18 protein-coding genes are annotated in these 16,342 nt (G+C 72.3%); 3 read left to right on the top strand and 15 right to left on the bottom strand.

Translation table 11 applies throughout. The annotated features are described in order from the left end of the window. Positions 1-18 precede the first annotated feature (18 nt). From rpsO to QFW96_RS07345, 6 genes are all read right to left on the bottom strand, one after another. Positions 19-288: a 30S ribosomal protein S15 gene (rpsO, locus tag QFW96_RS07320; RefSeq protein ID WP_281454785.1), complete on the bottom strand. Its 270-nt coding sequence runs from the start codon at positions 286-288 to the stop codon at positions 19-21. A gap of 151 nt (positions 289-439) precedes the next feature. Continuing rightward, positions 440-1,000, bottom strand: a complete 561-nt coding sequence (thpR, locus tag QFW96_RS07325; protein WP_281454786.1) for an RNA 2',3'-cyclic phosphodiesterase — start codon at positions 998-1,000, stop codon at positions 440-442. Between the two features lie 219 nt (positions 1,001-1,219). Then, complete coding sequence (locus tag QFW96_RS07330) at positions 1,220-1,702, bottom strand: helix-turn-helix domain-containing protein (protein WP_281454787.1); 483 nt, start codon at positions 1,700-1,702, stop codon at positions 1,220-1,222. 122 nt (positions 1,703-1,824) lie between these two features. After that, on the bottom strand, positions 1,825-2,811 hold the full coding sequence (locus QFW96_RS07335; protein ID WP_281454788.1) for a bifunctional riboflavin kinase/FAD synthetase: 987 nt from the start codon (positions 2,809-2,811) through the stop codon (positions 1,825-1,827). Positions 2,812-2,887: 76 nt separating this feature from the next. Continuing rightward, positions 2,888-3,796, bottom strand: coding sequence for a tRNA pseudouridine(55) synthase TruB (truB, locus tag QFW96_RS07340; protein ID WP_281454789.1), 909 nt, complete (start codon positions 3,794-3,796; stop codon positions 2,888-2,890). A gap of 26 nt (positions 3,797-3,822) precedes the next feature. Then, positions 3,823-5,151, bottom strand: coding sequence for an MATE family efflux transporter (locus QFW96_RS07345; RefSeq protein WP_281454790.1), 1,329 nt, complete (start codon positions 5,149-5,151; stop codon positions 3,823-3,825). Positions 5,152-5,218: 67 nt separating this feature from the next. Here QFW96_RS07345 and QFW96_RS07350 point away from each other — a divergent pair, with 67 nt between their 5' ends. Next, positions 5,219-5,797, top strand: a complete 579-nt coding sequence (locus QFW96_RS07350) for a CGNR zinc finger domain-containing protein (RefSeq protein ID WP_281454791.1) — start codon at positions 5,219-5,221, stop codon at positions 5,795-5,797. A gap of 9 nt (positions 5,798-5,806) precedes the next feature. Here QFW96_RS07350 and QFW96_RS07355 read toward each other — a convergent pair whose 3' ends face one another. The 7 genes from QFW96_RS07355 to rimP form a co-directional block, all read right to left on the bottom strand. Continuing rightward, complete coding sequence (locus QFW96_RS07355) at positions 5,807-6,850, bottom strand: DHH family phosphoesterase (protein WP_425524726.1); 1,044 nt, start codon at positions 6,848-6,850, stop codon at positions 5,807-5,809. A 71-nt stretch (positions 6,851-6,921) separates the two neighbouring features. Continuing rightward, entirely contained in the window at positions 6,922-7,422 is a 501-nt protein-coding gene (gene rbfA, locus QFW96_RS07360) for a 30S ribosome-binding factor RbfA (protein ID WP_281454792.1), read from the bottom strand. A gap of 247 nt (positions 7,423-7,669) precedes the next feature. Next, positions 7,670-7,963: a DUF503 domain-containing protein gene (locus tag QFW96_RS07365; protein ID WP_281454793.1), complete on the bottom strand. Its 294-nt coding sequence runs from the start codon at positions 7,961-7,963 to the stop codon at positions 7,670-7,672. Positions 7,964-8,027: 64 nt separating this feature from the next. Beyond that, positions 8,028-11,018: a translation initiation factor IF-2 gene (gene infB / locus QFW96_RS07370; RefSeq protein WP_281454794.1), complete on the bottom strand. Its 2,991-nt coding sequence runs from the start codon at positions 11,016-11,018 to the stop codon at positions 8,028-8,030. A gap of 92 nt (positions 11,019-11,110) precedes the next feature. Continuing rightward, positions 11,111-11,452: a YlxR family protein gene (locus tag QFW96_RS07375; RefSeq protein ID WP_343231361.1), complete on the bottom strand. Its 342-nt coding sequence runs from the start codon at positions 11,450-11,452 to the stop codon at positions 11,111-11,113. Positions 11,453-11,539: 87 nt separating this feature from the next. Continuing rightward, complete coding sequence (nusA, locus tag QFW96_RS07380; protein WP_281454795.1) at positions 11,540-12,610, bottom strand: transcription termination factor NusA; 1,071 nt, start codon at positions 12,608-12,610, stop codon at positions 11,540-11,542. Then, the gene (gene rimP / locus QFW96_RS07385) at positions 12,607-13,164 is read right to left on the bottom strand and encodes a ribosome maturation factor RimP (RefSeq protein WP_281454796.1); all 558 of its coding nucleotides are present in this window, start codon (positions 13,162-13,164) and stop codon (positions 12,607-12,609) included. The genes nusA and rimP overlap by 4 nt, the downstream gene beginning before the upstream one ends. A 310-nt stretch (positions 13,165-13,474) precedes the next feature. On the opposite strand from rimP, the gene QFW96_RS07390 reads away from it, so the two are divergent. Continuing rightward, positions 13,475-13,918 (top strand): hypothetical protein, encoded by a 444-nt coding sequence (locus QFW96_RS07390; RefSeq protein WP_281454797.1) that lies wholly within the window; start codon positions 13,475-13,477, stop codon positions 13,916-13,918. Then, positions 13,915-14,361: a ferritin-like domain-containing protein gene (locus QFW96_RS07395; RefSeq protein ID WP_281454798.1), complete on the top strand. Its 447-nt coding sequence runs from the start codon at positions 13,915-13,917 to the stop codon at positions 14,359-14,361. The genes QFW96_RS07390 and QFW96_RS07395 overlap by 4 nt, the downstream gene beginning before the upstream one ends. Positions 14,362-14,409: 48 nt before the next feature. Here QFW96_RS07395 and QFW96_RS07400 read toward each other — a convergent pair whose 3' ends face one another. Together QFW96_RS07400 and QFW96_RS07405 are read right to left on the bottom strand one after the other, a co-directional pair. Beyond that, the gene (locus tag QFW96_RS07400; RefSeq protein ID WP_281454799.1) at positions 14,410-15,249 is read right to left on the bottom strand and encodes a hypothetical protein; all 840 of its coding nucleotides are present in this window, start codon (positions 15,247-15,249) and stop codon (positions 14,410-14,412) included. A 61-nt stretch (positions 15,250-15,310) separates the two neighbouring features. Further along, the gene (locus tag QFW96_RS07405) at positions 15,311-16,336 is read right to left on the bottom strand and encodes an aminotransferase class V-fold PLP-dependent enzyme (RefSeq protein ID WP_281455165.1); all 1,026 of its coding nucleotides are present in this window, start codon (positions 16,334-16,336) and stop codon (positions 15,311-15,313) included. Positions 16,337-16,342: the final 6 nt, after the last annotated feature.

Below are 16,342 nucleotides of genomic sequence, written 5' to 3' on the forward strand. Positions count from 1 at the left end.
ACTCCCCCCGGTGTCACGTCAACGACGCAGACCGAGTCGCTGGATCAGCGAACGGTAGCGTTCGATGTCCACCTTGGTCAGGTAGTTGAGCAGACGACGGCGGCGACCCACCATCAGCAGCAGGCCACGACGCGAGTGGTGGTCGTGCTTGTGCTGCTTGAGGTGCTCGGTGAGACCGGTGATCCGCTTGGTCAGCAGGGCCACCTGGGCCTCCGGCGAACCGGTGTCGCCGTCCTTCAGGCCGTACTCGGCCAGGATCGTCTTCTTCTCTTCAGTGGACAGCGCCACGAAATGCTCCTTCTCACGATGTCCCGTGTCGGTGGGCGGTGAACCGCCCGGGAGGAACCGCGCCACGAGGGCCGGTCACCTCGGAATTCGGCCACCACGGACTGCAGCCGATCCACAGGCCAGGATAACAGGGAAGCCCTGCTCGCCCCTGTTACCCCGACTCCTCGCGCGTCAGCGGCGCGCGGTGCACCACCCGGTGCACCGGAGCGCTTCCGCCCAGGTCACTGCGCATCACCGCGAGTTCGCCGGCCGTCCACCACGGACCCCGGTAGCCGGCCAGCAGGCCCGCCAGCGACCGCCGGTCCGCGCGACCCGCCGACCACCGGGCGACGGTCAGGTGCGCCCGGAACCGGGTCGGGTCGCCCCCGGCCGCGCCGACCAGCGCGCGCAGCGCCCGCCGATCCCCGTCGGTGGCCGGTTCGACCCCGGCCCACAGCACTCCCCGGAACGCGCCCGCCCCGCTCAGGCGCAGCGAGAGCGGCCCGGTGGCCACCCGCGCCAAGCGGCGGTCGAGGCGGTCGGCGACCTCCTGCGGGTCGGCGTCGTCTCCGTGGAACCGCAGCGTCAGGTGCCAGCGCTCGGCGGCGGTGAAGCGGAACCCGCGCAGACCCGCCGTCACCTCGCTCACCCGGACCGGGTCCAGGTCCGCGATCGTCCCGGCGAGGTGCCGCACCGCCTCCTCGGACGGTTGCAGCGCGGTGAACAGCCGCATCCGGCGAGTATCGCGCCTTGGAGCCGTTGAGCGATGCGGCGGAGCCGCATTCTCTTCCACCACCCCGGCAGCTCGCACCGCCGCAGGTTCTGATCGGCTTCGTGGCGAGCACACCGGGAGGCCGTGTATCGGCACACATCAGGAGCGCCGCACGGAGTCCACGGAGCCGATCAGGTTCTGCTGCCCGCACCGCCGAGCAAAGCAACTCCCGAACAGCCCTCACTCGCTGTCCGCGGCCCTCCGCAGCAGGCCCGCCAGTCTCGGGTAGCGGCCCTCCAGCAGCGAAGCGGCTGCCTCCAGCTCGGTGGGCTTGGCGGCCTCCAGCAGGACAGGCCAGGCGATCTGCTCGCCGTTGGCCACCTGCTTGACCGGCAGGTTGTCGCGCCCCACGGAGGGCTGCGACTGGCGCACGTCCTCCAGCGCCTGCTTGATCGCGTCCGACTCGCCCGCCGCCACGCCGGGGATGAGGACCTTGCGCTCCAGCATCACCAGCCGGGCCAGCACCTGCGGGTTGCCGATCTTGGCGCGGCGACCGCTCATCACCTGGCTGAGCATGGGCGCGCTGATGCCGAGCACGTCGGCCAGCTGGGCCTGCGAGATGCGGAAGGCCACGACCAGACGGCGCACCCGGTCCCCCAGCGGTTCGCCGTACCACTGCCGCTGCAGAGCCAGGTTCCGCTGGACGCTGCTGCTCTCCGACACCTTCACTCCCCCTGCGTGACCACCCGCCCGGCGAACCCGGACCGATTCGGACTCGAATCCTGCCAGCTCACCGGCCGCGCGGGGTCGAGAATCCGAAAACCTCTTCACCCGGGCGGCGGAGCTCACTCCCGCACCCCGAGGATCCGGCGGGTCTCGGCGACGTCGGCGTTCATCTGCTCCACCAGGGCCTCCACCGAGTCGTAGCGCTCCATCGGGCGCAGCCGCTGCACGAAGTCGAGGTCCACGTGCTCGCCGTAGAAGTCGGCGTCCACGTCGAGCACGAATGCCTCGACGGTGCGCTCGGTGCCGGAGAAGGTCGGGTTGCTGCCCACCGACACCGCGGCGGGCATCGCCGGGCTCGGCTGGTCGACACCGCGCGTGCGGTGGGTGAACCAGGCCGCGTAGACGCCGTCGGCGGGGATGGCGGAGTAGTCCGGAGTGGACAGGTTCGCGGTCGGGAAGCCGAGCTCCTTGCCGCCGCGGCCCGCGCCGCGCACCACGATGCCCTCCAACCGGTGGTACCGGCCCAGCGCCGAGGCCGCCGCGACGACGTCCCCCGCGTCGATGCAGGCGCGGATGTAGGTCGAGGAGAACGTCACCGAGGTCCCGTCGGAGGCGTCGGAGCGCTCCACCGGGCCCGAGACCAGCGCGTCGGAGGCGACCTCGAAGCCGAACCGCTCGCCGAGCTTGGCGAGCAGGTCGATGTTGCCCGCCGCCTTGTGGCCGAAGGTGAAGTTCTCGCCCACCACGACCTCGGCCGCGTGCAGCTTCTCCACCAGGACCTCGTGCGCGAAGCCCTCGGCGGGGACCTTCGACATCTCGCGGGTGAAGGGCAGCACGCAGAACACGTCCACACCGAGCTGCTCGACGAGCTCGGCCCGCCGCCGGAGGGTGGTCAGCTGCGCCGGGTGGCTGCCCGGGCGCACCACCTCCGCCGGGTGCGGGTCGAAGGTCATCAGCACGCACGGAACTCCGCGCCGCCGAGCCTGCTGCACCGCGTGCGCGATGAGTTTCTGATGCCCGCGGTGCACCCCGTCGAAGACACCGATGGTGACCACGCAACGGCCCCAACCACCGGGAAGCTGCTCCAAACCACGCCAACGCTGCACGGTCCAGAAGCCTACTTGCCGAGCCGAATCGAGCACCGAGCGGTGGACCACACCGAACGAACGGCCGACCTCGTGGTCAATTGCCCGGAACGATCACGAGGACTGCCTTGGCTGTGCGGCCGCGATCGCGCACGAGCGCCACGGCGCGGCCTTCGGGGTCGAACATGCCGTAGGTGCCCTCCACCCCGGCGGCCGTGACGACCTGGCCGTGGGACAGCGCACGAGCCGTCCTCGCGTCGACGTTGCGGCGCGGGAAGGCGGTCTCGACGGCCTGGTCCAGGCCCATCGAGAGCTCGGGGGTCTCCTCCAGCTGGTCGAGCGTCCGGGCCGTGGCCAGGCCGAACGGGCCGACGCGGGTGCGGCGCAGGGCCGTGAGGTGACCGCCGACTTCGAGCGCCTCGCCGAGGTCGCGGGCCAGCGCGCGCACGTAGGTGCCGGAGGAGCACTCGACCAGCACGTCGAGCTCGGTGGTCCGCTCGGTGCGGCGCAGCGCGAGCACGTCGAAGCGGGAGACGGTGACCGGCCGGGCGTCCAGTTCGACGGTCTCGCCGCTGCGGGCGATCTCGTAGGCGCGCCGCCCGTTGATCTTCACGGCGCTGACCGCGCTGGGCACCTGCTGCAGGTCGCCGGTGAGCGCGGCGACGCCCTCGCGGATCGCGGCCTCGTCCACCTCGGCGGCGTCGGTCGTGGACAGGACCTCGCCCTCGGCGTCATCGGTGCTGGTGGCGGCTCCGAGCGTGATCGTCGCCAGGTAGGCCTTGGTGTCCAGCGCGAGGTGGCCGAGCAGCTTGGTCGCCCGCTCCAGGCCGAGCACCAGCACGCCGGTCGCCATCGGGTCCAGCGTCCCGGCGTGCCCGACCTTGCGGGTGCCCATGATGCGGCGGACTCGGGAGACGACGTCGTGCGAGGTCATCCCCGCCGGCTTGTCGACGATCAGCAGGCCGGGAGGAACGGCGGGGCTCTGTTTGCGGGATTGCGCGGACACGGCGGACCATCATTCCCGACCACCGATCAGGCCGGTGCGGCGGCCTCGCGGGTCGCGCCGGTGACGGCCCACTTGCCGGAGCGCGCCCGCAGCAGCAGCGTCACCATCCGCAGCACCATGAACAGGCTCAGCCCGGTCCAGATCCCGGCCAGCCCCCAGCCGAACGCCAGCGCCAGCCAGATCAGCGGCAGGTAACCGATCACGGCGCTGAGGATCGTCGCGGTGCGCAGGTAGGCGGCGTCGCCCGCGCCGAGGAACACGCCGTCGAGCGCGAACACCACGCCCGCCACGGGCTGGACCGCGACGAAGAACCACCAGGCGTGCGGCATCTCGGCGAGCACGGCGGTGTCGGTGGTGAACAGCGACGGCAGCACCCCGGACACGGCGGTGAAGAACAGCGCCAGCCCGCAGCCGAACACCAGGCTGTACCAGGTGACCTGCTTGGCGACGGCCTTCGCGCGCGGCACCGATCCGCTGCCCAGGGCGGCTCCGACCAGCGACTGGGCGGCGATGGCCAGCGAGTCCAGCACCAGCGACTGGAACATCCACAGCTGCCAGACGACCTGGTGCGCGGCGGCGGTCTCGGCGCCGGTGCGCGCGGCCACCGAGGTCGCCGACAGGAAGCACACCTGGAAGGCCAGGGTGCGCAGCACCAGGTCGCGGCCCATGCCGAGCTGCGCGCGCATCTTGGCCCAGTCCGGGCGCAGCGGCGCCTTCTCGACGAGCAGGGCGCGGATGAACAGGGCGGCGGCGATGGTCTGGCCGATCAGGTTCGCGATCGCCGAGCCCTCCAGGCCCAGGCCCATCGGGTAGACCAGGATCGGGCAGAGCACGGCGGAGACGCCGTTGCCGATGAGCGTGTAGCGCAGCGGGCGGACGGTGTCCTGCACCCCGCGCATCCAGCCGTTGCCGGCCATCGTGATCAGCACGAGCGGGGCTCCGCACAGCGCGATGCGCAGCCAGGTCCCGGCTGCGTCGGCGACCGGGCCGGGCCCGGCGAGCAGCTCGGCGACGGGCGTGGCGACGAGCTGGGCGAGCAGCGAGAGGATCACGCCGACGGCCACGCCGAGCCAGGTGGCCTGCACGCCTTCGGCGACGGCCTCGGTGCGCCGCCCCGCGCCGTGCAGCCGCGCGGTGCGCGCGGTGGTGCCGTAGGTGAGGAACGTCAGCTGGCTGGAGATCAGCGTGAACAGGGTGCCGCCGAGCGCGAGACCGGCCAGCGGGACGGCGCCGAGGTGGCCGACCACAGCGGTGTCGACCAGCACGTACAGCGGCTCGGCGGCCAGCACGCCGAGCGCGGGGACCGCGAGTCCCAGCACCTTGCGCGGTGACACCCGTTCCCCGGCCTCGGACACGTCGCCTCCCTTGTAAGCTGCGATGGATGGGTTCGCCCCTGACACAGGGTAGCGGTAAGGAGCGTCAGTGGATAGCGCCGATTACACCGAGGTCGCCCTCCGGCTCGCCAACGCCGACCTGACCGACGTCGAGTCCGTCCGCGCCGCGCTGCACGAGGAGCCCTGGTGGGCCGACCGCGTCCGCGACTCCGACCTCCCGCTGCTGCGCGAGGTCGCCGAAGGCCTGCGCCGCGCGCTGTCGGCGATGGTCGACGCCCCGGATTCCGCCGACACCGACCCCGAGAGCCCCGACCCCGACGGCCCCGACCCCGACAACGCGGTCCGCGCGGAGGTCAACGCCCTGCTCGCCGCCCACCCCCCGCGCCCCCGGCTCTCCGGCCACGGCGGGCGCGACGGCACCCCGAACTGGCACGTCCACGTCGCGGGCCCGGACGCCCCCGCGGTCGACGAGGTCGTCGCCGCCGCGGCCTGGGGCCTGGCCCAGGGCATCGTCCACCACGGCACCCGGCGGTGGGGCCGCTGCCAGGCCGAGGACTGCCGGACCTACTTCCTCGACACCTCGACCAACCAGGCCAAGCGCTTCTGCTCCCCCCGCTGCGCCAACCGGGTCCACGTGGCGGCCTTCAGAGCCCGCAAACGCGCCTGATCGGCCGGGTCACGGGAGCAGCGGGGCCTCGTCGAGGGCCTTGCGGATCGCGGCGAGGATCTCGTGCTCCTCGCCCCGGGTGGTGAAACCCGCGGCGAGGCGGTGGCCACCGCCTCCGCAGGCGTTGGCGGCGCGGCTGACGTCGATGCGGCTGTCGGCGCGCAACGAGACCGACCAGTGGCCGGTGCCGATCTCCTTGAGGACCGCCGCGACCTCGGCCTCGGCGGTGGTGCGGATGATGTCGATGACGGTGTCGACGTCCTCGCTCCCCAGCCCGGCCGAATCGGCCTCGCGGACGGTGGCGTGCACGAAGCCCAGGCCGCGAGCGCCCGACGGCTCCAGCTCGGTCCTGCTCAGCACCCCGGCCAGCATCCCCATGAAGCCGAACGGATGGGTGTCGAGCAGCGGTTTCGCGGTGGCCTCCGGGTCGACGCCGGCCTCCAGCAGCCGGGCGGCGACCCGGTGCACCTCGGCCCCGGCGTGCCGGAACGAGCGGGTGTCGGTGACCAGCCCGGCGTAGAGGCAGCGGGCGATCGGCAGGTCCAGCTCCGCGCCGAGCTCGTCGAGCAGGCGCAGCACGATCAGGACCGTGGCCTCGGCGGACTCGTCGACGACGTGCAGCGTGCCGAAGCGGGTGTTGGCGACGTGGTGGTCGAGGACGATCACCTCGCCACCCGCGGCGATGGTGCCCTCGACCCGGTCGGCGAGCCCGCCCAACCGGCCCAGGCTGCCGGAGTCGCACACCACCAGCAGCGGCGGCGCGGCCGGCACCTCCGCAGGGGGCACGATCAGCCCGTCGACGTCGAGGTCGCGCAGCGAGCGCGCGGGCTTGTCCGGATGCCCGAACGACACCCGCACGGTGCTGCCGCGCTCGTGCAGCGCCCGGCCCAGCGCGAGCGCGCTGCCCAGGGCGTCGGCATCGGGGTTGACGTGCCCGAAGAGGGTCACGTCGGGTGCTGCCGCGAGCTTGGCCGCGACGGCCGCGAGGGACTCCGCCGGAGCCGCGCCCTCGGGGCTGTCCGGCGGTCCCGCGGTCTCGGGTTGCCCGCGCACACGTCACCTCCACGTCGTCGGCGACCTGATCGGGTCACCGACGACCAACGCACCCCATTCAGCGCCGCGACTCAACCACCTTGTGGGCCACGACGCACATCGGCGTCGGAAAAGTCCTCGTCATCGGCACCGTCGGTGTCCTCGTCGTCATCGTCGGTGCTCGTGCGGTACGGGTCGGCGTCACCGGCCGGAACGGCGCCCGAGGCGAGCCGGGCGACCTCGTCGTCGGCCTCCTTGGCCTTGGCGAGCAGCTCCTCCATCCGGCGGGCCTGGTCCGGGACGGTGTCGGCGACGAACGTCAGCGTCGGGGTGAACCGCACGCCGGTCTGGTCGCCGACGCGGGAGCGCAGCACGCCGGTGGCGCTGTTGAGCGCAGCCGCCGTCGACGCGTAGTCGGCGTCGTCGCCGAACACGGTGTAGTAGACCGTGGCGTCCCGCAGATCCGGGGTGACCCGCGCGTCGGTGATCGTCACCATCGCCAGCCGCGGGTCCTTGACCTCGTGCTCCAGCCCGGACGCCACGATCTGCGCGATGCGCTTGGCCAGCCTGCGGGCGCGCGCCGTATCAGCCACGACGCACCTCCTTCGTGCAAGAAAGCTTCGACACCCGCGGTGATCCGGCGGGCGGTCCTTCTCTTCAAGTGGCGAAGCCACTTTCTCTTCTCGGTGAGTGCCCCAGCAGCTGGCACCGCCGGGGGTTCTGAGCGGCTTCGTGGCGAGCACGCCGCGACGCCGTGCATCAGGAGTGGCGCGCGGAGTCCGCGGAGCCGCTCAGGTTCCCCCACCCGCACCGCTGAGCAGAGCAACCCCGGTACATCCCCTAGTCCTCCGGCCCCAGCATGCGCCGGCGGGCGGAGAGGAGTTCCACCTCTGGGCGGGCGGCGACCAGTCGCTCGCAGGCGTCCAGCAGGTCGCGGACGTGCGAGGCGTCGCCGGAGACCGCCGCGACTCCCAGCAGGGCGCGGCGGTGGAGGTCCTGGTCGCCCGCCTCGGAGACGGCGACCTCGAAGCGGCGGCGGAGCTCGGCCAGGATCGGCCGCACGACCGCGCGCTTCTGCTTCAACGAGTGGACGTCGCCCAGCAGCACGTCCAGCTCGAGTGCACCGACGTACATGGGCACATCCCCCGGCCGTTCCCGCGCAGGGGGCCCGATCCGGGCCCCCTGCGCAGGTTCGGTGTCAGGCGCGCGGCTTCTCGCGCATCTCGTACGGCTCGATGATGTCGCCGACCTTGAGGTCGTTGTACGACCCCAGGGTCAGACCGCACTCGAAACCGTCGCGGACCTCGGTGGCGTCGTCCTTGAACCGCTTCAGCGAGTTGATGCTGAGGTTCTCGGCGACCACCACGTTGTCCCGCAGCAGACGCGCCTTGGCGTTCCGCTTGACGATGCCGTCGGTGACCATGCAACCGGCGATCGTGCCGACCTTCGAGGACTTGAAGACCTCGCGGATCTCGGCGCGGCCGAGCTCGACTTCCTCGTACTCGGGCTTGAGCATGCCCTTGAGGGCCTGCTCGATGTCCTCGATGGCGCGGTAGATCACCGAGTAGTACCGGATCTCGACGCCCTCGCGGTTGGCGACCTCGGCCGCCTTGCCCTCGGCCCGGACGTTGAAGCCCAGGACGATGGTGTTCTCCGCGGTGGCGAGGTTGATGTCGGACTCGTTGATGCCACCGACGCCGCGGTGGATGACCCGCAGCTCGACCTCGTCGCCGACCTCGATCTTCATCAGGGACTCCTCGAGCGCCTCGACGGTACCCGAGTTGTCACCCTTGATGATCAGGTTCAGCTGGTTGGTCTCCTTGAGCACCTTGTCCAGGTCCTCGAGGCTGACCCGCTTGCGCTTGGCGGCGTTCTGCGCCTCGCGGATGCGGGCCCCGCGGCGGTCGGCGATCTGCCGGGCGACCCGGTCCTCGTCGACCACCAGGAAGGAGTCACCGGCACCCGGCACCGACGTGAAGCCGATGACCTGGACCGGCCGAGACGGCAGCGCCTCGGTGACGTCCTCGTCGTTCTCGTTGATCATGCGCCGGACGCGGCCGTAGGCGTCGCCGGCGACGACCGAGTCGCCGACCCGCAGCGTGCCGCGCTGGACCAGGACCGTGGCCACCGGGCCGCGACCGCGGTCCAGGTGCGCCTCGATCGCGACGCCCTGCGCCGACATGTCCGGGTTGGCCCGGAGGTCGAGCGAGGCGTCGGCGGTCAGCAGGATCGCCTCCAGCAGACCGTCGATGTTGGTGCCCTGCTTGGCGGAGATCTCGACGAACATCGTCTCGCCGCCGTACTCCTCGGCCACCAGGTTGTACTCGGTCAGCTGCTGGCGGATCTTGTCCGGGTTCGCGCCCTCGACGTCGATCTTGTTGACCGCGACCACGATCGGCACACCGGCGGCCTGGGCGTGGTTGATCGCCTCGACCGTCTGCGGCATGACGCCGTCGTCCGCGGCGACCACCAGCACGGCGATGTCCGTCGACTTCGCACCGCGGGCACGCATGGCGGTGAACGCCTCGTGACCCGGGGTGTCGATGAAGGTGACGGGCCGCTCGTTGCCCTCCAGCTCGGTGACGACCTGGTAGGCACCGATGTGCTGCGTGATGCCGCCGGCCTCGCCGGCCTGCACGTTCGCCTTCCGGATGGTGTCCAGCAGTCGCGTCTTACCGTGGTCGACGTGACCCATGACGGTCACGACCGGCGGACGCGCCGCCAGCTCCTCGTCGGAGGAGCCCGGGTCGCCGTAGCTGATGTCGAACGACTGCAGCAGCTCCCGGTCCTCGTCCTCGGGCGAGACCATCTCGACCTTGTAGTTCATCTCCTGGCCGAGGAGCTCGAGGATCTCGTCGGAGACGGACTGGGTCGCGGTGACCATCTCGCCGAGGTGGAACATCGCCTGCACCAGCGAGGCCGGGTTGGCGTTGATCTTCTCGGCGAAGTCGGTCAGCGAAGCACCGCGGCGCAGGCGAAGGACTTCGCCGTTACCGCGCGGGAGGCGGACGCCGCCGACCGACGGCGCCTGCATGTTCTCCATGTACTCCTGGCGCTTCTGCCGCTTCGACTTGCGACCGCGCTTCGCGGGCCCGCCGGGACGACCGAAGGCACCCGCGGTACCGCCGCGACCACCGGGCCCGCCCGGACGGCCACCGCCGCCGGGACGACCGCGGAAGCCACCGCCAGCCGGAGCTCCACCCGGAGCGCCACCGCCGCCACCGGGGCGGAATCCACCGCCACCGCCGCCGGGACGACCGCCGCCACCGGGACCGCGGCCACCGCCGCCGCCACCACCGGGACCGCCGCGACCGCGACCGCCACCGGGGCCGCCGTTGCCGCTGCGAGCAGGGCGGGGCGGCATCATGCCCGGGTTCGGGCGCGGCGGCATCATGCCCGGGTTCGGGCGCGAACCGCCGCCACCGCCGCCTTCACCGCGCGGGGCGTTGCCGCCACCGGCGGGAGCGGTGCCGGCACCCTGGCCGCCACCACCGCGGCGCTGGTCGTCACGACCGCGACCGGGGCCCTGCTGGCCACCGCGGTCCTGACGCGGGCCCGGACCGGGACGACCCGGGCGCTGCTGCGGAGCACCCTGGCCGACGCCGAACGGGTTGTTGCCGACGCGCGGGGCCTTCGGACCCGGCTTCGGCGCCTTCGGGCGCGCGGCGTCGCCGTCGCCACCGGGCTTCGGACCGGGCTTGGGGCCCGGCTTCGGGCCCGGCTTGGGCCGGTCGCCCTGGGACTCCGGCTTGGGCTGCTCGGTCTTGGGCTGCTCGAACCGGGGCTCTTCGACCTTGGGGGCCTGCTGCTTCGGCTCGGCCTGGGCGGCCGGGGCCGGCTCGGCCTTCGGTTCGGGCTTGGGAGTCGGTTTGGGACCCGGCTTCGGGCCGGGCTTGGGTGCCTCGGCGCGCGGGCCGGGCTTGGGTCCGGGCTTGGGCGCCGGGGTTCCGGCAGCCGCCCCTCCGGTACTGACCGCCTTCGACTCGCCCTGAGCGGGCTTGCCGCTGTCGCCGCCGCTCTTCTTCGACGACTTCGTGTAGGCGTCGCGAAGCCTGCGAGCCACCGGGGCTTCCACGGTGGACGACGCCGACTTGACGTACTCGCCCTGCTCGGCGAGCTTGTTCAGTACTTCCTTGCTGGTGACACCGAGCTCTTTCGCGAGCTCATGTACGCGGGCCTTGCCTGCCACTGCTCTCCTCATCTGGGTGAGGCCGGGCGGCAGTCCCGCTCGACCTCGTCCTATCGCCGATGCGCGTTCATGGCTTCAGCTTCACGGCTGATTCATGACGGGTCGACCTGCTTTCCTTCGGTTGCCTGGCGCGGGACGGATCCCGCGTCGGTCATGTCTTGAGCCGCGACGGACGGTTGTCCGGCACTCAAGTGGTCCTGCACAGCTGAGGTGTCGAGAGATCCCGGCACGCGAAGTGCCCGCGGAAAAGCCCGGCGCCGTTCGGCCAGACGAAGGCAAGCCGGATCGGGATGCAACCAGGCTCCCCGACCCGCTCGCCGATGCCGCGGATCGGGAACCACGAGGGGACCCGAACCACCGACCTCAGCCACCACGCGTAGCAGCTCAACGGCCGACGTCCGAGTACGACAACCCACACAGGTACGAACCGGCACATGGCGTCCGCCATTCCCGGGTGCACTGGTGTGGATTGATCGCTCCCCTCGCGTCGAGCCTCAGCTATCGATTCTAACCCGACGGCGTCACTCGGCCGAACCCACGGTGGGCAGTCCCTCAACCGCCGGGTCCGGACCGGTCGGCTGCACGGGCGCCTGACCGCTCGTGGTGGTCGGCGACGACGGGTCGGCATCGCTGCGGATGTCGATCCGCCAGCCGGTCAGCCGGGCCGCCAGCCGGGCGTTCTGGCCTTCCTTGCCGATCGCCAGCGACAGCTGGAAGTCCGGCACGATCACCCGCGCGGTCTTGGTCCGCTCGTCGACCACCTCGACCGAGACGACCTTGGCGGGCGAGAGCGCGTTGCCGACGAACGTGGCCGGGTCGTCCGAGTAGTCGATGATGTCGATCTTCTCGCCACCCAGCTCGCTCATCACGTTGCGCACCCGCGCGCCCATCGGGCCGATGCAGGCGCCCTTGGCGTTGACGCCGCTGACCGCGGACCGCACCGCGATCTTGGACCGGTGGCCGGCCTCCCGCGCCACGGCCGGGATCTCGACGGTGCCGTCGGCGATCTCCGGGACCTCCAGCGCGAACAGCCGCCGGACCAGGTTCGGGTGGGTGCGCGACAGCGAGATCTGCGGCCCGCGGGCGCTGCGCGCCACGCCGTAGACGTAGCACTTGATCCGCGTGCCGTGCTCGTAGTTCTCCCCCGGCACCTGCTCGGCGCCCGGGATGACGCCCTCGCTGTCACCGATCTGCACGATCACCATGCCGCGCGAGTTGGCCCGCGCGTCGCGCTGGATCACGCCGCCGATGATCTCGCCTTCCTTGGCGGCGAACTCGCCGAAGGTCCGCTCGTGCTCCGCGTCGCGCAACCGCTGCAGGATGACCTGCCGCGCGGTCGTCGCCGCGATCCGCCCGAACCCCTCCGGCGTGTCGTCCCACTCCTCCGAAACGCTGCCGTCGGCGTTGAGGGAGTGCGCGATGACCCGCACGATGCCGGTCTTGCGGTCGACCTCCACCCGCGCGTGCGGCTGGTGCCCCTCGGTGTGACGGTATGCGGTGAGCAGTGCCGATTCGATCGCTTCAAGGACCGTCTCGAACGGGATGTCCTTGTCGCGTTCGATCGCCCGCAGCGCCGCGATGTCGACGTTCACCTCGACTCCTCCGTGTCTTCCCGGTCGTCCCCCTGCTGGGAAACGCCGCTCGCAGCCCGCTCCAGCTTGCGCAACTCCTCCGCGGGTGGCTGCTGGAACTCCACCTCGACCACCGCGCGCTCCACCTCACGGTAGGCCACCTGGCGCAGCTCGGCGCCCACCAGCACCTGCACGCTCTCATCGCCGGCGTCGCCGACCCGCGCCACCAGCTGCTCGCCGCCGGTCAGCCGGATCTTGACCAGCCGGTAGCGGGCGCGCTTCCAGTGTCGCTGCTTGGTCAGGGGCCGGTCCACGCCGGGCGAGGTGACCTCCAGCGTGTAGGAACCGGCCAGCACGTGCTCGTGCGCGTCCAGGACCTTGGCGACCGAGCGGCTCACCTCGGTGATGTCGTCGAGGCCGACACCGCCATCGGAGTCGATGACGACCTTGACCAGTCGGCGACGACCGGCCTGCTGCACGTCGAGTTCTTCGAGGTCGAAGCCCTGCTCGGCCACGGCCTCGGCGACGACGGGCTCCAGCTGCGCGGTGATCTCACCACGCGGCGGGCTGGACACGTTGGCACTCCTAGGTTTCGGTTCTGGTCTGGTTCAGACCCCATGCGTGGCGACCCGGGCTCGTCCGCGGGCGCGATCGGCCCGCGTCCGGTGCACCCCGGCCGCGGTCGCCCAGGGTATCGCGTCCGCCCGCACCCGAGCGCGACGTGGGACCCCAACGATCGGCGGATCCCGCACGACCCCGAACGGGTCACCGGTTCGACCGCTCCCGCGGTGGCACCCAGGGTGCGGGCGATGATCGCGGGTGCTGGCAGGATAGGTCGGCGTGGAACTCTCCCGCGCATCCCGTTCGGTCGTCGAGCGTCGGCGCGTGCTGCGGTGGATCGCGGCGGCACCCGCGGTGGCCGCGCTGACCGCCTGCGGCACCGGCTCCGACGAGCCCGATCAGCTGCTCCCGCTGGCCGCGGCCGCCAAGGCCGACGCCGCGCTGGCCGACGCGATCGCGCGGACCCACTCCGGACTCGCCGAGACCGCCCGCGAGCTGGCGGCCGCGCGCACCGCGCACGCCACCGCGCTGCAGCGGGAGATCGACCGCCTCGCCCCGCGCGACCCCGAGGACCCGCCGTCGGTGCCCGACCCGGCGCCGAAGAAGGCGCCCTCCTCGGCGTCCGCGGCCGCCGACGCGCTGCGCACCGCGGCGCGCGAGGGGCAGCAGCAGGCGGCGAACCTCGTTCCCGGGCTGCCCGGCTACCGCGCGGGCCTGGTCGCCTCGATCTCGGCCGGCTGCGCGTGCTTGCAGGAGGTGCTGGGATGAGCGAGCTGTCCGAGCAGGCGGGCAAGGCGCTCGGTGACGCGCTGGGCGCCGAGCACGCCGCGCTGTGGGTCTACGGCCTGGCCAACGCCTTCATCGGCGAAACGCGGGTGCGCGACGCGGTCGAGGACTCCGTCGACCAGCACGAACGGCTGCGCGACACCGCCGAGCAGGCGATGCGGGAGGCCGGCCTGACGCCCACCCCCGCGCAGCCCGCCTACGACGTCGGTGGCGGTGTGCAGAACCAGTCGAGCGCGATCGAGCTGCTCATCACCGCCGAGGGCGACTGCGAGGTCGGCTGGCGCTCGGTGCTGGACAACACCGAGGACCCGGGCCTGCGCCGGACCGCCCTGGACGGGCTGACGACCTCGGCCGCCCGCGCCACCCGCTGGCGGCTGACGCTGGGACGCCAGCCCGCCGTGGAGCACTTCCCCGGCCAGCGCTGATTCGGGCCCGGCTCACTCCGGGGCCCGGCTCTCACTCCGGGGCCCGGCTCACTTCGGGGCTTGGTCCTGGGGCCAGCCCAGCTTGAGGGCCTCGTTGGTGACGTCGCTCAGCGCCGGGTCCTTCTTCGAGGACTTGCCGAAGAACGCCGAGTCGCCGATCACCACGAGCCGGTCCTGACGTCCCGAGGCGTAGGCCGCGTCGTCGAGGTCGGGCATGTCCTTGGTGCCGTCGCGCTCGTCGTCGACCAGGTCCCGGATGTTGCCGGTGCCGTCCTTGGTGGTGAGCTCGTTGAGCTGGCCCGCGACCTGCGGCGTCGGCATCAGCACGGTGATCACCGAGGTGAGCACGCGGCGGCCGTCGGGCAGCGTCGTGGTGTACAGGGCGCGGGTGAGGTGGTCGCACTCCTGCTTGGCGAAGTACTTCTGGATGTCGTCGGTGGAGACGCCCTTGCAGCCCTGGAACGCCTCTTCCTTGCGGACCAGGGTGAAGTCGTAGCGCAGCTGCGGCGGCGCGGGCGCGGCGACCTCGTCGTCGGGCTTGATGGCGCTCCAGATCAGACCGGACACCACCGCGACGAGCACCAGGACGAGCCCGCGCAGGGCCCAGCCCATCGGCGTGACCCGCTGCTGCGGGCGCTGCTGCGGTGGCGGCGGTGGCGCGGGCTGTCTGCTGGTGCCCGGGTAGGACTGCTGCGGTGCCTGGTGCGGCGGCTGCTGCGGCGTCGGCGGGTGCGTGATCACCGGCCGGGTCGCGTGGTCCGGGGTCGGCGTGGCCACCTGGCGGTCCTGCCTGATGTAGGAGTTGTCCCGCCGCAGCGGCGCCGTCTCGCGCTGCGTGTTGCCTTGCGCTCCCGTCACGTCCTCGGGCACACCCTGTCGGTCTGACACGAGTGCCTACGGTAGCGGTTACGGATTACGGGACGGATACCCCGATGCCCGGTTGCGCTGATCAGAGCAGTGCGCGCACCGCCCGTTCGACGTCGTCGGCGGTGTTGTAGAGGTGGAAGGACACCCTGGTCCGGCCGCCCCTGCTGGCGCACGCCAGACCGGCCCCGGTGAGCTTGGCCACCGCGTCGGGCCTGGCCAACGACACGATCGCCGAGCCGGCGGGTTCCTCGCCGAGCTCGGCGAGGAACCCGTCCGCCAGTCCCGTGCAGTGCGCGGCGATCTCGGCGAGATCCCGACAGGCCAGCCACTCCATCGACGCGGCCGCACCGACCTGCGCGAGCCACACCGGGGAGAGGTCCAGTCCGCGCGCGTCGTCGGCCAACCGCAGCGGCAGGCCGTAGGTGGCCTCCCACGGGTCGTCGGCGGCGTACCAGTTGGCGCTGTGCGGCACCGGGCGCGGCGCGTCGGGGTGCACGGCCAGCCACGCCGAGCCGCGCGGCGCCATCAGCCACTTGTAGCCCGCGGCGGCGACCCAGTCGGCCCAGTCCAGGCTCAGCGGCATCCAGCCCGCGGCCTGGGTGACGTCGAGCAGGACCCGGGTGCCGTGCTCGCGCCTGGCGAGTTCGAGGGCCTCGAAGTCGGCGATGCGGCCGTCCTTGGACTGCACGGCGCTGACGGCGACGACGTCGAAATCCGGTGCGCGCGCAGCGATCTCGTCCAGCTCGACCTCGGTGACGGTGACGCCCCGGTCGGCCTGCGCGGCGAACGGGAACAGCACGCTGGTGAAGTCGTCGGTGGCCACCAGCACCCGCGCCCCGTCCGGCACGCTCGCGGCCACGAGGCCGATCACCTGGGAAGCGCTGGCCCCGATGGCGACCCGGTCGGCGGGCACGCCGACGAGGCGGGCGAAGGCGTCGCGGGCGGTGGCGACGTGCTCGTCGAAGTCGCCGGGCCGGTCCAGGCCGCTGCCCCAGCGCTGCACGGCTTCGGCGACCTTGCGCACGGTCTCGGTCGGCGGGATGCCGATGCTGGCGGTGTTGAGATACCCGTCGGGAACGTCGAAAACCGCGTCGAAGGCCTTCCGCATGGTCGA

It is taken from the genome of Saccharopolyspora ipomoeae, from assembly GCF_029952525.1.
In the GTDB taxonomy this organism is placed as follows: Bacteria; Actinomycetota; Actinomycetes; order Mycobacteriales; family Pseudonocardiaceae; genus Saccharopolyspora; species Saccharopolyspora ipomoeae.

Excerpts from the sequence above, each read along its gene's own strand:
- QFW96_RS07405 (WP_281455165.1), bottom strand. The coding sequence starts at position 16,336 with ATGCGGAAGGCCTTCGACGCGGTTTTCGACGTTCCCGACGGGTATCTC.
- QFW96_RS07395 (WP_281454798.1), top strand. The coding sequence starts at position 13,915 with ATGAGCGAGCTGTCCGAGCAGGCGGGCAAGGCGCTCGGTGACGCGCTG.
- QFW96_RS07365 (WP_281454793.1), bottom strand. The coding sequence starts at position 7,963 with ATGTACGTCGGTGCACTCGAGCTGGACGTGCTGCTGGGCGACGTCCAC.
- thpR (WP_281454786.1), bottom strand. The coding sequence starts at position 1,000 with ATGCGGCTGTTCACCGCGCTGCAACCGTCCGAGGAGGCGGTGCGGCAC.